The organism is Okeania hirsuta, from assembly GCF_003838195.1.
In the GTDB taxonomy this organism is placed as follows: Bacteria; Cyanobacteriota; Cyanobacteriia; order Cyanobacteriales; family Microcoleaceae; genus Okeania; species Okeania hirsuta.
Genome location: NZ_RCBY01000189.1, coordinates 1 through 14,398, shown reverse-complemented (window position 1 = coordinate 14,398; position 14,398 = coordinate 1). Strand labels below are relative to the sequence as shown.

The window sequence follows — 14,398 nt, the reverse complement described above, 5'->3', positions numbered from 1 at the left end:
GTTTTTGGCAAAAGAGCGTTCGCGGAGGGTGGCGGAGCGCCGTATCGCTTCCGAGTCAAGTTGGACACAAAAAGCTTGTAATAATTCATCCAATGCCTTACGGTTTAGTCCAGTCAATGCCCGCACTGAGGCGGTCTTCTTTTAGCACCCGATTCAGATCTAACATTGTCCCATCTCAAACACCCTATTAACTTTACTTTACCTTATAAAGCGACAAGTCTATTATGTCCACTGAGCTTGGAATAATATCATGTCTGTTGCCCTGTGTTTGCGTAAAAACTCAAGAGATATAGCAACCGACTTGTTGGTGTTTTACAATTAGTGCGAGCATCTTGCTCGCGTCGTAAATCATCATAATTACCCGATGTTCTAACTATAGTAGCGACTGATATATCTACCCTAAATTTGTCGTAAATCATCATAATTAGGGTTTGCGGAATAAAGTATTCTGGTAGGAGTCAGAAGTAAGGAAAAATGGGGAATTTAGATGAGGTAGGAGTAAGAATTGTCCCTCAATTTCCCTCTTTTCAGAAGCTCTCTACTATGCAATATCTATACTACCGAATTGGAAATAGCTTGACGTTGAGCTACAAATAACTCTTGAATTCCTGCTTCTGCTAAATCTAGAATTTGATTAAGTTGAGTACGACTAAAGCTACCTGTTTCTGCCGTTCCCTGAACTTCAATTAAAGCAGGTTTATCATTCATCACCACATTAAAATCAATTTCTGCCGCTACATCTTCAGTGTAATTCAAATCCAAAAATTCTTTCCCCTCCAATAACCCTACTGACACAGCAGCAACCTGATGCAAAATAGGCGATCGCTCCAACTCTCCTTGCTGCATCAACTTATTAATAGCATTCGCCACTGCTACAAACCCCCCAGTAATAGAAGTAGTACGAGTACCCGCATCTGCTTGCAAAACATCAGCATCTACAATAATAGTGCGTTCCCCTAATAAATTCATATCCAGAGATGCTCTCAAACTACGTCCGATCAACCTTTGAATTTCTTGAGTGCGTCCAGAAAGTTTCATAAATTCTCTTTGTTGGCGTTGGGGAGTTGCACCAGGTAACATTCTATATTCAGCAGTTAACCAACCTTGTCCCGTGTCTGCCAAAAACTTAGGTACTCCTGGTTGGATAGTGACAGTGCAAAGTACCTTTGTCTCGCCACACTTAGTTAAAACAGAACTGGTAGCAAATTTAGTATAATCTAATTCAAAACTGACAGGACGCAATTGCTCTGGTTGTCTGCCATCAGGACGTTGCCAAGACATAGATATCTATAAAATTGATTAATTAATAAACTACTGAGAATTACTGAAAAATTCAGGTATAAAGCCTCTCAATTCATCCAATCCTCTTAATTTTATCAGAAGAGGTAATTCTAAATTCTAAATTCTAAATTCTAAATTCTAAATTCTAAATTCTAAATTCTTGAAATTGTTGTAATATTTGTTGTTGAACTTGGGTAATTTGTTGTTCCCCATCAATAGTGAGTAATCTTTGACGATATTCATAATATTCCAAAATAGGAATAGTACGCTCATAGAATAACTCTACCCGACGTCGCACAATTTCTGGGTCATCATCAGCACGCGATCGCTGTAGACATCGATTCATCAGTATCTTCTCAGATACCTGTAAATAAATTGCCCAGTTTAGCTTTTGCCCTAAATCATCTAATAAAAAATTTAGTTCTTCCGCCTGAAAAGCAGTTCTCGGATAACCATCAATTAACCAACCCTGGCTAACATCAGACTGTAAAAGTCGTTGACGAACAAACTGGATCATTGTTTGGTCTGGTACTAACTCCCCCTTTTCTACATAAAGCTGCGCCATCTGGCCTAATGTTGTTTGAGTAGCGATCGCTTCTCTAAGTAAATCGCCAATAGAAATTAAAGGAATCTGTAAATGATTACATAACCATTGTGCTTGAGTTCCTTTCCCAGCACCTGGACCACCTAAAATTATCAGTCTCACAGTCCCTCAACTTGATTAGTCACAATACAATACTTGATTATTTTATATATCTATATAGATAGCAGCATTAACAGGACTTACACAAAAAGTGGAATTATATACAATTTGTAGAGGTTAACTGCCGTCACCCCCTACTAGATATGGTGGTTATGCGTAAGTCCTGATTAATTGATTTATCAAAAACTCAGATATATATAATAGCAATCAGGAATCAGTTGTGAGAATTTGACTGTTCCTTATAATGTCCATGTGCTTTTTTCTTCTTCCCTGTTCCCTGTTCCCTGCTCCCTGTTCCCTGTTCCCTGTTCCCTGTTCCCTGTTCCCTGTTCCCTGTTCCCTAAAAGTTTCCAATATCTCACAACCTAAATCATATTGCTATAGAACCCATTTGGTATTTTTAGTCATAATTCATCATTAACAGGACTTATGCATAACCACCACCTATGGTAGGAGTATACGGCCGTTAACCCCTACAAATGGTGTATAACTTCTTTTTTGCATAAGTCCTGATTAAGTGTTTTGGTAGTCCTAACATAGTCAGGATAGAGAATCTCAGAACTATCCGTTGACTCTTGTGTTCCCTATTACCTATTTATTTGAATTGGACATACATATAGTGTTAAATTTATAGTATAATCAAAAAAAGCACTATATATTGTAAAACAAGTATTGTCCTTGGGCAATGTTTCAGTCCAGCTTACAAACTGGAAAAATTCAGTATATTACCAAAAATAGATTTCTCAATTTTAATTTTCATAATGGTTGCACAACTACAAACCCCTTCTATAAATATTCCTAGCGATCTACCATACACTGTTCCAGGTCTGGTGCAAGTATTCACAAGTGGTCAGCGCAATTTCTTTACTGATGTTATGGCTCAAGCTTTGAGGATAGCTGGCCAAGGAACTCCTGTGTTGATTGTACAGTTTCTCAAAGGAGGAATTAACCAGGGACATGATCATCCAATGCAACTAGGACAAAATCTGGATTGGCTTCGTTGTGGTCTTCGTGGTTGTATTGATACGCCGGATATAGATGAAAGTCAGAAAAATTCATTACTGGACTTGTGGGTCTATACTCAAAAGGTTGTAGATGAAGGAAAGTATGAGTTAGTAGTTCTTGATGAATTAAGCGTAGCTATTAATTTTGCCTTAATTCCAGACATTGAAGTAATAGAGTTTCTAGAAAAACGTCCTGTTCATGTAGATGTAATTTTGACAGGCCCAGATATGCCAGAGGCAATTTTGGACATGGCAGACCAAATTACTAAAATTCGTCGCAGTCACAGGCCATAAGAAAGAAAGTTTTAATCAGGGTCTGCTGAAAAAATTGGTTAGTGGGGGTAGGACACGGGGACGGGTCGATTTGTGGGGAACAGGCAATGGTTTCGGTCATTTTATGTTAAGAAATTTTCTTGAATTTCAGCATAAAATTTCAGTAAATTGATGCTAATAAGAGCCAATAACTAGGAGATAAGTTAAATATAAAAAGCTCCATTACCGTAAGCTATCCTGACTTTTAGCAATATTGCAGCAAGCTCTAATTATCTAGGAGAGAGAAAAGGGAAGAGGTTTTGCTTTCCAAATTCTCTCTTTACCAAGATTAAAATATTAGAATTACTGCCTAATCCTTTTTTAAACCATTTATCGTACATTTTTCCTACATTTTCTTGAGAGTAGGCAGTAGGGAGTAGGGTTTATAGGAATAATATATCTTCACGGTTGTGCCTAGAATTTTTAAAAATATGATTGAAGTTTACTTATTAGTTAATAACTGAAATTTTGAGGCAGTACAGCATTAATGTTTATGAATTAGTATAAGTTGATGCTTGTAGAGAAATAATTTTTGTTGTTGTAAAAAATTATCTTTGTGAAAAAATCTTCCAGCTATGATTTTCTTCTAAATTCTGTCTCCTGACTCCTGACTCCTGACTTCTTCTTAGGAGAAGATAAATGATTACTTCGGTGGGAAGGATATTTCTGTTACTATCGTTACAGTAAAATGAAAAAGTTTAGTTATTGAGCATGAAACAAATATTTTTGGCAGTGCTGACTGTCGCTACACTCCTATCTAGAACCATCACCTGCAAGGTCCAATCAACTTAACGATCTTTACAACAGTTGCTACGGAGGAAATACTGGGAGTTGTGAGAGATGAGGTAGGCTTTGCAGACAAGGAAATGCGCGAGCTTGCGACTTAGTTAATACTGTGACTAGAGCGGGTATTCGTCAGATTAGCTATTATTGCCAACAGCGAAATAATAATCGGGCCTGTAATTTTTTGCGCCAGGTTAATCAAGCAGGTGGTCTTAGCAACTTAGCTCGTTTGTGCAGTCAGGGCGATGGCGGAGCTTGCAATGCTCTGAGGGTTATTAATTGCTATGCGGCAGAAAATTTCACACGTGGCAGACGTAAGTGTGGCTGACTCAATTAGCGGGGACTTTCGATTTGTCTGTTTGGCCTGGTTAATTTTCAAGCAAGGAGAAATATGTCAGGCAATCGCTAATTTTGGATTTTTTAACAGGGTGCGTTAGATGGGAGTAGGGGAGTAGGGGAGCAGGGGAATAGGGGAGATAAAGACACCTAGAAAAAAAATCTATTGCACAGTTTTAGCTGCGTCAGTCTACTAGATTTATATTCCTTGTACAAATAGTCTCTAAGACTTGACAACATTTATCAAATGATGAAGTAAATTAATATTGGACAACTAAAGAATTGATGGGGATTTATACTATAGGGTATCAAATATAGTTAAATTAAATTATGCGAATATTACAGATAGTACCATCTATTTCTCTTGTTTATGGTGGTCCTAGTCAAATGGTATTAGGACTTTCTACTGCTCTTGCTGCTCAAAATATAGATGTTACTATTCTCACTACAGATTCTAATGGAGATATAGGTCAACCACCTTTAGATGTTCCTCTTGATAAACCTGTTAGACAAAATGGTTATCAAATTCGTTATTTTCGTTGTTCTCCATTCCGTCGTTATAAATTTTCTCTGAAGTTATTACAATGGTTAAATCAACACGCTTCTGAATTTGATTTAGCTCATATTCATGCTCTTTTTTCACCAGTAACTACTATGGCTGCAACTATGGCTAGAGCTAACAATTTACCTTATATTTTAAGACCTTTAGGTACTTTAGACCCGGCTGATTTACGGAAAAAAAAATTACTCAAAAAAGTTTATGTTTCTCTGTTAGAAAAGCGGAATATTGCTCATGCAGCAGCACTTCATTTTACCAGTTTAGAAGAGGCAAAAGTTTCTGAAAGATTTGGTGTATCGACACGAGATTTAGTAATTCCTTTGGGTGTTAATCCCCCAGGTAATATTCAGGATGAAAAGTTAGTTAATTATCTTCAATCTCAAGCCATAGAAATTAAACATCCTGTGATTTTATTTATGTCTCGAATTGAACCTAAAAAAGGGCTAGATTTATTATTACCAGCTTTAGAAAAATTATTAGCAGAAGGGATAGATTTTCAATTTATTTTAGCAGGTGCTAATCCTCAAGATCCTAATTATGAAGCAAAAATTCGGTCACAAATAGAGGGTTCACCTCTTGCTAAATGTACAAAAATAACGGGGTTTGTTACAGGAGAAATTAAGGCAAGTTTATTACAGGTTGCTGATGTATTTGTGTTGCCTTCTTATTATGAGAATTTTGGTATCGCAGTAGCAGAGGCAATGGTGGCAGGTACACCAGTAGTTATTTCCGATCAAGTTCATATTTGTCAAGATGTAGCAGACGCAGAAGCAGGTTGGGTTGGTAGTTGTAAAATAGAGGATATGGCTATTTTAATTAAGTCAGCCTTGCAAAATGAAGCTGAAAGAAAACAACGAGGTTTGAATGCTAAAGAGTTAGCTAGAAAAAATTATAGTTGGGAAGCGATCGCTATACAAACTATTCAGGCTTACCAAAAAATTATTACCTATTAATAAGTCGTAATTTGCCTATTATTCAGTTAACAGTTATCAGTTTACTTTTGCCAACTCCAATAAACGATTTTTTTTGCTAATTAAACAGATTTGATATTAAGTGCTTGGAGTGGATTAGTATAGGTACTATCGGCTAAAGGAGGTGACTTATTTTAGCCCAATATTGGAAGATATAGCAGTCTAATAAAAGGGCACGGACATATCAAAAGCTTAAAACTCAGATCAGACTACACAGGATTTTTGCTTCTTGCTTCTTGCTTCTTGCTTCTTGCTTCTTGCTTCTTGCTTCTGTTATAACTGACAACTGTTCACTATTAATTAATTTAAGTCTAAATAGTCATCGTCAAACATTTTTATCTATCAATAAATTTGTGATTTTTTTACAAATAGTAAATAACCACATTTTATTTACTTTTCATAATTTTGATTATTTCTATACTTTCTAGACTTTTTTTTAGTCTCCTGATGGTTTGCTGACTGAGCTTGAAAAATTGCTGAAGCTTTCTCTACAGGCACTTCCAATACCTGAAACAAACGAGTTAAAAATGTTTGTTCTTTACCAGAAAAAACTCCATCTATTAAGATTAGATCGACAGCTAATGTAAATGCTATTTCTTTATACTCTGGATGTAGCGCATCGTTGGCTATAGCAACTAAATTATTCATACCTTTTTCACTGAGTAAATTGAGCAATCTATCTAGCATATTTGTAATCTGTTTTTCTGAATAACCTTTAAACATTTCCATTTGCGTCAAAAGTACTATAAGTCTTTCTGTTTCTTGATCTAAAAGATAACCATCTGAGGCAATGGCAGATATTGCAATAGCAGCTATTGCTTCTTGTTGTGAGAATGCCATTCGATTTGGATTGTAAACTCCAAGAACCTTATTTAATAAACTCATGTTAGGCTTTGCCTCCCAATTTATTGTTTGTTTATTTCTTTACTATTTTATCTTGTATAACAGCTTTTAATAGTTTATTGGTTATATCACAGGATTTTTTTTTTGTCAACTAGACTATTGTGACAAATTGATCATTAATTAAGAATATTTAAAGTTGTGCGGAAATTCTGAATAAAAAACCAAATTTATTGATATATTAAGAACAATATTGTGAATCAATTTGGCTTTTTTTATGATGTTCAACACTGCTCTAACTCCTTGTTTTTATCTTGAATTTTGAGGTATGATTAATATCATATCCTGATAATTAGCGTGCAAAAAAATTCTCCTATTGCTCTATTTTTATCCTGCCTTATTTCTTCTTTTTTAATTAAACTATTTTGACAAATTGATCATTAATTAAGAGTATCAAAGTTGTGCGGAAATTTTGAATGAAAAACCAAGTTGATTGATCTATTAAGAATAATATTTTGGGTGCATCTCATATTTGCAAAAATACTTTTTTTCCTATATATTCCCTATTACCTATTTCCTATTCCCTATTCCCTGTTCCCTATTCCCTAAAAGCGAGAATTTTTTGGCTTTATTCAAAATTGAGATGCACCCAATATTTTGAATCAAGTTAGCTTTTTTTATGATGTTCAATACTGCTCTAACTCCTTTTTTCTATCTTGAATTTTGAGGTAGTCTTAATATCATGTCCGGATAATTAGCGTGCAAAAATTTTATCCTATTGCTCCATTTTTATTCTGCCTTCTTTCTTCTTATTTAATTAGACTATTTTGACAAATTGATCATTAATTAAGAATATTTAAAGGTGTGCAAAAATTCTGAATAAAAAACCAAGTTGATTAATCTATTAAGAATAATATTTTGGGTGCATCTCATATTTGCAAAAATACTTTTTTTCCTATATATTCCCTGTTCCCTATTCCCTATTCCCTATTCCCTATTCCCTATTCCCTATTCCCTAAAAGCGAGAATTTTTTGGCTTTATTCAAAATTGAGATGCACCCAATATTTTGAATCAAGTTAGCTTTTTTTATGATGTTCAATACTGCTCTAACTCCTTTTTTCTATCTTGAATTTTGAGGTAGTCTTAATATCATGTCCGGATAATTATCCTGGGAAAACTTTATCCTCTTGTTCCATCTTCCATCTTCCATCTTTCTTCCTTCTTCCTTTTTCCCTGCTGACTCCTGACTCCCTCATAAGATTGACATTCTGACTTCTTAATTTATTCCGACATTTAATCATTCCCTAATGGAGTTAAAAGCAAACTTCCTGTTTCTGGAAATCCCAATTTATTAGACTTATCAAATCGCCAATGTTGCTGATAACGACTAAGAAAATTCTGACCAACAATCCCATCAATACCTATTAAATCAAGAATTTGATTATCAATAATAATCCCATCCAATTGAGATACTTCATGCTGTTGTAAACTCACAGTATCCAACTGTGTTTTCTGAGCAATTTCAGTACCACAAAATCCTAAGACATCTATTTTTTCTGCATTAGCAATATCAATTCCTAATTCATTTGCTAAATTCCGAGATAAAACCATTAAATCTGCTCCTGTATCTAATAGAAATAGAAAAGGTCCTTTACCATTAATTTTTACCTCAGCTAACATAACTCCCATTCTACCTATCAAAGGAATAGTATTATTAACAGAAGAAGAAGGAGGTAGTAACTCCAACTGAGAAGTTTGAGGATTAATAATTACATCAAAACCTTTGAGAAAATCTAAACCTAAAACACCTGATAAATTACCAGGAATAGCTGTCTTAGACAAACCCATTCCTTGCAAACCATTTACTGTAGCTGCATCAACTGTTATTGTAGGTAAAGTATGTATATTAGCATTAACATTTGAACAGTCATCACCGACAACAAAGTAAGATAATAAATCATTGGGAATAGGAGTACTTGCTAAACCCAAATTTTGAGCTATTTTGCTATCTATAATTGTATTAGAAGCACCTGTATCTAATAAAAAATTTTTAGTTTCCCCTGCCACTATTACTGGAAGAGTAAATACCTGACTATTTGTAAGTTTTTCAAGCTTGACAGTAGCTTTTCCTTGACTCAGAATTTCTGGTAAACTAGCTCCACTTATTTCTAATAATGCTTCCATTCTTTGATTAGCATCTGGGCGAAATTTACCATCTGGAGCTAACATTATTACTCTCATTGTGCATTGCATAGAAGCTACTTGTATCGCTTCTAAAGATGCTTCTGTGGGTTTAACTATTTTTCTGAGACATTGAGTGAGTTCTTGTAGAACTTCTTGGGATAGTCTACTAGGTTTTGATGATGGTATTTGAGCAAGGGTAGTAGGATGATTTTGTTCGCTAAAGTTGGGTTGAGGTGTAAAAAGAAAACCAATAATTCCTATGACTGAAATAATTAATTTAATTGAGGTAGTTTTTGGCATAATATCAAATCCGATAGCAAAATAGTCAGTCCTCAGTCCTCAGTCCTCAGGAGTTATAAATAGATTGGTGTGAGGTACACCAAATAGGAACCTTAATAATTGGACATCATAAGAAGTGGAAATAATCTATTAATCTAGGGAAAAAGAACAATCAACAGTTTGTTAATATACCTCATTATAGATTAATAGAGATGTTAAGATATAAAGCTCAGATTAATTGGGTTCAAAGTAATAATTACTGAAGAATCATATACATCACAATCAATTTCTTTACATAAATATTAATTACCAACATAAGGTGAATCAAAACCGATATTTAAAGGGAAAAGAATGGCTAGAGGATTGTATAAAACAGGAGATAATAAGTTATTAAATGCTGATGTGAATGGAGCATTTAATATTATTAGAAAAGTAATTCCCGATGTTTTTGGGGAATAAAGAGTTTGCCGTTTAACCCTGTAATGCTTGACTCACTATGAATGACTAGACTTTCAGACTTTTGAGTAAGTTTAGTTGAGCGGTAAGTTCAACAATTAATCATTAACAATTAATAATTACTTCCCCTTAAAACAAGAGGATTGACAAAAAGGATTTTTTTCTCCTTGATAGTTAGAGGAAATATTTTTCCCACTGTTTCATTTTCCTTGTTCCCTACTATAATATATAGCAATTTCCATAATTCTGAGGCTTTAGGAAATAGGTAAAACAAGGAGGAAAAAGACAACTGTAATTCACACTTCCCGATCGACACTATAATACTCTTCTATTTATTAGATTTAATAACAGAAGTCAAAAACATAAAATATAAATATTATAGAAGAAAAAAATTAAATTTTACTTTGGCTGCGAGGTCTATTAGACATAGGCGTGAAAATCAAAAATATAATCAATTATTATCCATAAATTATCAATTATTTCCCCCTACTCCCTCTTTTATAGATAGATATGTCTATTGTTCAATGCTTTGTTTATGCTTCTTTATTTAATCGATTAACAAACTTATTAAGTCGCTCTAAATACTCATCACCAGCAATAGCAGCAACATCATTATGATCTGCACCTGGAACTATATATAAATCTTTGATTTTAGCAGGAGTAACTGCAAATAATTTTTCACTCATATAGGCAGGAACCGATCCATCTTCCCTGCCATGAATTAACATAATAGGTATGTCTAATTTCCGTAATTTTGTAATTGAGTCAAATATTTGATGTAAGATTAATTTGATTGGAAAAAATCTATACATTCTTCCCCTATAATCCACCATCCCTTGCATAGAAGTAAAAGAACTTTGAATAATTAATCCGGCCATTTTCGGATGTCTTATAGCCAACTCAATAGCAATAGCACCTCCCAAAGAATGACCATAAACCAGTATATTTTGTGGATTAATTTCTCTTTGATTAACTAAATAATTCCAGACAATTTCTACATCTTGATAAATCTGTGCTTCACTAGGGAAATTCCCTTTACTTCGCCCATAACCACGATAATCTATCAATAAAACATCAAAACCTAATTTCTGAAATCTATAAGCTTGTTCAACATTCGCTCCAATATTAATACCATTACCATGCAAATATAACAGCACACCCTGAAAATTTGATACCTCAGAATTAGCAGGTATCCACCATCCATGTATTTGCTCTAACTTGCCTTTTTTCTTAGAAGCAGATAACCAAACATCTTCATAGGAAAGATTTACATCTTTCGGCGTTATTTTTATAACAGAACTAGGGAAAAACATAAATCGCTGCTGTAAAAATACCAAAAATATACAGACAGCAACATAAGCGATCGCTAAAACTATCCCAACAATTAAAATCAACTTTGCAACGAAAAAATAATCAAATTGCCACATAATAAAAATCGGCAGTTAGGTTTTGATTAACCAATAATTTTCTCAACACCTAACGCCTCATAAATAATAACTAAAAACCAACTTTCTAAAGGCGAGGCAGAAGTTTATACCAATCATTAGATTGTTCATAAACATGAGCAACTTCAAATAATAAAGCCTCCTTCAAAACATTACCAATTAATTGCATACCAATAGGTAAACCTTTTTCATCAAAACCACAAGGTAAACTCAAAGCAGGTAAACCAGCCAAATTAACTGGAATAGTCATTAAATCAGACAAATACATACTCAGTGGGTCATCAGTCTTTTCACCCGCCTTAAAAGCAGTAGTCGGAGCAGTGGGACAAGCCAAAATATCCACCTGAGCAAAAGCCTTATCAAAATCTTCCTTAATCAAAGTCCGGACTTTTTGAGCCTTAAGATAATAAGCATCATAATATCCAGCGGACAAAGCATAAGTACCAATCATAATTCGGCGCTTAACTTCCGTACCAAAACCCTCAGCACGAGTCTGAGCATACATTTCCAAAAGATTTTCCGACTTAGGAGCGCGGAAGCCATATTTCACCCCATCGTAACGAGCTAAATTTGCTGAAGCTTCCGATGGGGCAATAATATAATAAGTAGGCAAACCGTAGCGGAACCGAGGACAAGAAATTACCTGAATTTCCGCTCCCAACTCCTGTAACTGTTCCACTGCCTTAGTAAAAGCTTGATTAACAACTGAATCTAAACCCTCACCAAAAGTCTCCTTAATTAGACCAATTCTAATTTGCCCCTTTGGTCTTAAATTCGGTCTCAGGTTCCTAGTATAATTTGGGATAGACACATTAAGACTCGTAGAATCTTTAGGGTCATAACCAGCGATCGCCTGTAACAAAATCGCAGCATCTTCAACAGTCCTACCAAAAGGCCCTATTTGGTCTAAAGAAGAAGCAAAAGCCACCAACCCATAGCGAGAAACCAGACCATAAGTAGGCTTCATACCTACCACACCACAAAAAGATGCTGGTTGACGAATAGAACCACCAGTATCTGAACCCAATGCAACTACAGACTCTTGAGATGCCACTGCTGCGGCCGACCCCCCAGAAGAACCACCAGGCACTCGTTCCACATCCCACGGGTTAGCCGTAACTTGATAAGCAGAATTTTCCGTCGAACTACCCATGGCAAATTCATCTAGATTTGTCTTACCCAGAATAACTGCACCAGAATCTAAAAGTTTTTGAGTCACAGTCGATTCATAAGGAGGAATAAAATTTTCTAGAATCTTAGAACCACAAGTAGTAGGGATACCTCGGGTGCACATATTGTCCTTCACAGCGATGGGAATCCCTGCTAATTGTCCAATTTTCTCTCCTGCAGCAATTTGGGCATCCACCTGACGGGCCTGTTCTATGGCCTTTTCTGCCGTGACACAGATAAAGCTTTTCAACTTTGGCTCCAACTGGCTGATGCGTTTTAGGGCCTCTTGGGTAATTTCTACAGCAGAGCGTTCTTTACTTATTAGTTGTTGATGCAGCTCGCTAATGGATGCCATGCCTATACCATCATTCCTAAAGTTCAGCTATTAGATTATAGGGTTAATTGAATTAACTATAAATAATTAACTATCAAAAATTCCTATGGCAGGAAACAGGCAACAGGCAACAGTCGGAAAAATATTCCCCTGTCTCAAGAGCTTTATCATTACTATGTCCGCGCCCTGTCTATTGCTATACATAGCACTGCGCAAATAGGTTAGGGCAATTATAAACACTCATGCCGAGGGTCATTATGACTTTTGACTTTTAAATTTTAACTTTTGACTTTTGACTTAATCTATATATTCCAAGGTAGATTTTATCCGGAGATTGGCACATAGAGGTAGATAAGATTAAAAACTTCCATAATTTCCGAATAGGAGGTATGCCAGCAAAAGCTAGTTTGAAACCACATCTTACGGTAGAGGAATTGAAAATTCGCTACCGACAAGCTCCAGATACCATCGAATCTCGTCGGTGGCATCTCCTGCTTCTAATTGCTCAACAATGGTCTATTAAAAAAGCATCTCAAGTTGTGGGACTTAACTACGATTATGCTAAGGAAATTGTTGGGCGCTACAATAGGGAAGGGCCTGAATCTGTGAAAAATCGCAGTAAAGACCGTCAACCACCACCTGCTAAATCTTTGTTGACACCAGCTCAACAGCAGGAACTTTCAGAGGCTTTACAAGGGCCTGCTCCTGATGGTCAAGCATGGTCTGGTCCAAAAGTAGCCCGTTGGATTGCTCAGAAAACTGGTCGCGACCATGTCTGGCCTCAACGAGGTTGGGATTACTTAAAACGACTAGGCATTGACTGGAAAAAAAAGTAGAAAAATGTTGGATCTTATCTTAAATGGGATTTTGAATTGGAGAAATTGTTCTTTACAGGAATTTTAGATTTTTATCCTGCATTGCAGTGCTATTTAAGTTGTAAGGTTAAGTTGTAAGGAAAATATTTTGGAATTAAGAGAATTAAGAAACAAGGGTGCAGTTTCTGTTGTGTTAGGGACGAATATTAAGGACTGAGGTATGGCTAAGAAACCTCACTGTACCTAAATTCGGCAACAAATGCTTACATTAAAAGCTTTTCCGGAGCAAGAGCGAAAATCTTGATAAATTGAATGAAGGTTGTTGAGGCTATAAGTAATAAATAATGCTTGATATTATCAATTATTTATCTTTTCTGTGGCGGGTTTAATAACCCACTGTCAACGACGGGGATGCTTAAAATTGTTTGGGGTTTGTAGACACAAACGTAGCTTGTCGAAGACTATTCATAAGCAATTTTCTCTTATGCCTTCTACCTTCTTCAATGGCAATAACCTACAACATAAATATCCCAAGATTTCGTTGTTATGAAAATCAATATTTGTACAAAAATATGTTTAGTATTTGCTTTCTGTTTAGGGATTAATTTAACTATCAATAATCCCGCTTATGCTAGACCAAAATCTAGATTGCTTTGTGAAATTAAAGAAGAACTATGTCAAAGAAAGGAACAGAATGTATGTACAGAAAAAGAAAGCTGTTCTGAAAAAACAAAGCCAGTAGTCAAAGAAGTTTCACCCATAATTCGACCTAATAAATTTTATTGTGACCGGGGTAAAAATGGTATCCCAACTACTTTTGTCAAAACACCACAAGGTACTTATACAGTTATTCGTTGGGTTTCTAATTATTGGGACTTACACAACTTAACTGGCCAAATTAGACTATAATGCTTGTAAATCAATA

General features: G+C 35.4%; 12 protein-coding genes. 4 read left to right on the top strand and 8 right to left on the bottom strand.

The window, feature by feature from the left end; translation table 11 throughout:
• Positions 1-248: 248 nt before the first annotated feature.
• The 3 genes from D5R40_RS35955 to D5R40_RS24135 all read right to left on the bottom strand — a co-directional run bounded on the left by D5R40_RS35955 (position 249) and on the right by D5R40_RS24135 (position 1,987).
• The gene (locus D5R40_RS35955) at positions 249-422 is read right to left on the bottom strand and encodes a hypothetical protein (RefSeq protein WP_161564548.1); all 174 of its coding nucleotides are present in this window, start codon (positions 420-422) and stop codon (positions 249-251) included.
• 130 nt (positions 423-552) lie between these two features.
• On the bottom strand, positions 553-1,281 hold the full coding sequence (rph, locus tag D5R40_RS24140) for a ribonuclease PH (protein WP_124145236.1): 729 nt from the start codon (positions 1,279-1,281) through the stop codon (positions 553-555).
• Positions 1,282-1,426: 145 nt separating this feature from the next.
• Positions 1,427-1,987 (bottom strand): adenylate kinase, encoded by a 561-nt coding sequence (locus D5R40_RS24135; protein WP_124145235.1) that lies wholly within the window; start codon positions 1,985-1,987, stop codon positions 1,427-1,429.
• A 758-nt stretch (positions 1,988-2,745) separates the two neighbouring features.
• Here D5R40_RS24135 and D5R40_RS24130 point away from each other — a divergent pair.
• Positions 2,746-3,282, top strand: coding sequence for a P-loop NTPase family protein (locus D5R40_RS24130; protein ID WP_124145234.1), 537 nt, complete (start codon positions 2,746-2,748; stop codon positions 3,280-3,282).
• Between the two features lie 1,467 nt (positions 3,283-4,749).
• Positions 4,750-5,931, top strand: a complete 1,182-nt coding sequence (gene hpsP, locus D5R40_RS24120; RefSeq protein ID WP_124155327.1) for a hormogonium polysaccharide biosynthesis glycosyltransferase HpsP — start codon at positions 4,750-4,752, stop codon at positions 5,929-5,931.
• A 408-nt stretch (positions 5,932-6,339) separates the two neighbouring features.
• On the opposite strand, the gene D5R40_RS24115 is transcribed toward hpsP, so the two are convergent.
• The 5 genes from D5R40_RS24115 to gatA form a co-directional block, all read right to left on the bottom strand.
• The gene (locus tag D5R40_RS24115; RefSeq protein WP_124155326.1) at positions 6,340-6,834 is read right to left on the bottom strand and encodes a tellurite resistance TerB family protein; all 495 of its coding nucleotides are present in this window, start codon (positions 6,832-6,834) and stop codon (positions 6,340-6,342) included.
• A 1,119-nt stretch (positions 6,835-7,953) separates the two neighbouring features.
• Positions 7,954-8,091, bottom strand: a complete 138-nt coding sequence (locus D5R40_RS35950; protein ID WP_161564547.1) for a hypothetical protein — start codon at positions 8,089-8,091, stop codon at positions 7,954-7,956.
• Positions 8,084-9,274, bottom strand: a complete 1,191-nt coding sequence (locus tag D5R40_RS24110; RefSeq protein ID WP_124155325.1) for a retropepsin-like aspartic protease — start codon at positions 9,272-9,274, stop codon at positions 8,084-8,086. The genes D5R40_RS35950 and D5R40_RS24110 overlap by 8 nt, the downstream gene beginning before the upstream one ends.
• Before the next feature lie 968 nt (positions 9,275-10,242).
• Positions 10,243-11,136: an alpha/beta hydrolase gene (locus tag D5R40_RS24100; protein ID WP_124155324.1), complete on the bottom strand. Its 894-nt coding sequence runs from the start codon at positions 11,134-11,136 to the stop codon at positions 10,243-10,245.
• Positions 11,137-11,221: 85 nt separating this feature from the next.
• Positions 11,222-12,679: an Asp-tRNA(Asn)/Glu-tRNA(Gln) amidotransferase subunit GatA gene (gene gatA / locus D5R40_RS24095; protein ID WP_124155323.1), complete on the bottom strand. Its 1,458-nt coding sequence runs from the start codon at positions 12,677-12,679 to the stop codon at positions 11,222-11,224.
• Between the two features lie 368 nt (positions 12,680-13,047).
• On the opposite strand from gatA, the gene D5R40_RS24090 reads away from it, so the two are divergent.
• Together D5R40_RS24090 and D5R40_RS24085 are read left to right on the top strand one after the other, a co-directional pair.
• Complete coding sequence (locus D5R40_RS24090) at positions 13,048-13,494, top strand: helix-turn-helix domain-containing protein (RefSeq protein WP_124146207.1); 447 nt, start codon at positions 13,048-13,050, stop codon at positions 13,492-13,494.
• Between the two features lie 525 nt (positions 13,495-14,019).
• Entirely contained in the window at positions 14,020-14,382 is a 363-nt protein-coding gene (locus D5R40_RS24085; RefSeq protein WP_124146208.1) for a hypothetical protein, read from the top strand.
• Positions 14,383-14,398: the final 16 nt, after the last annotated feature.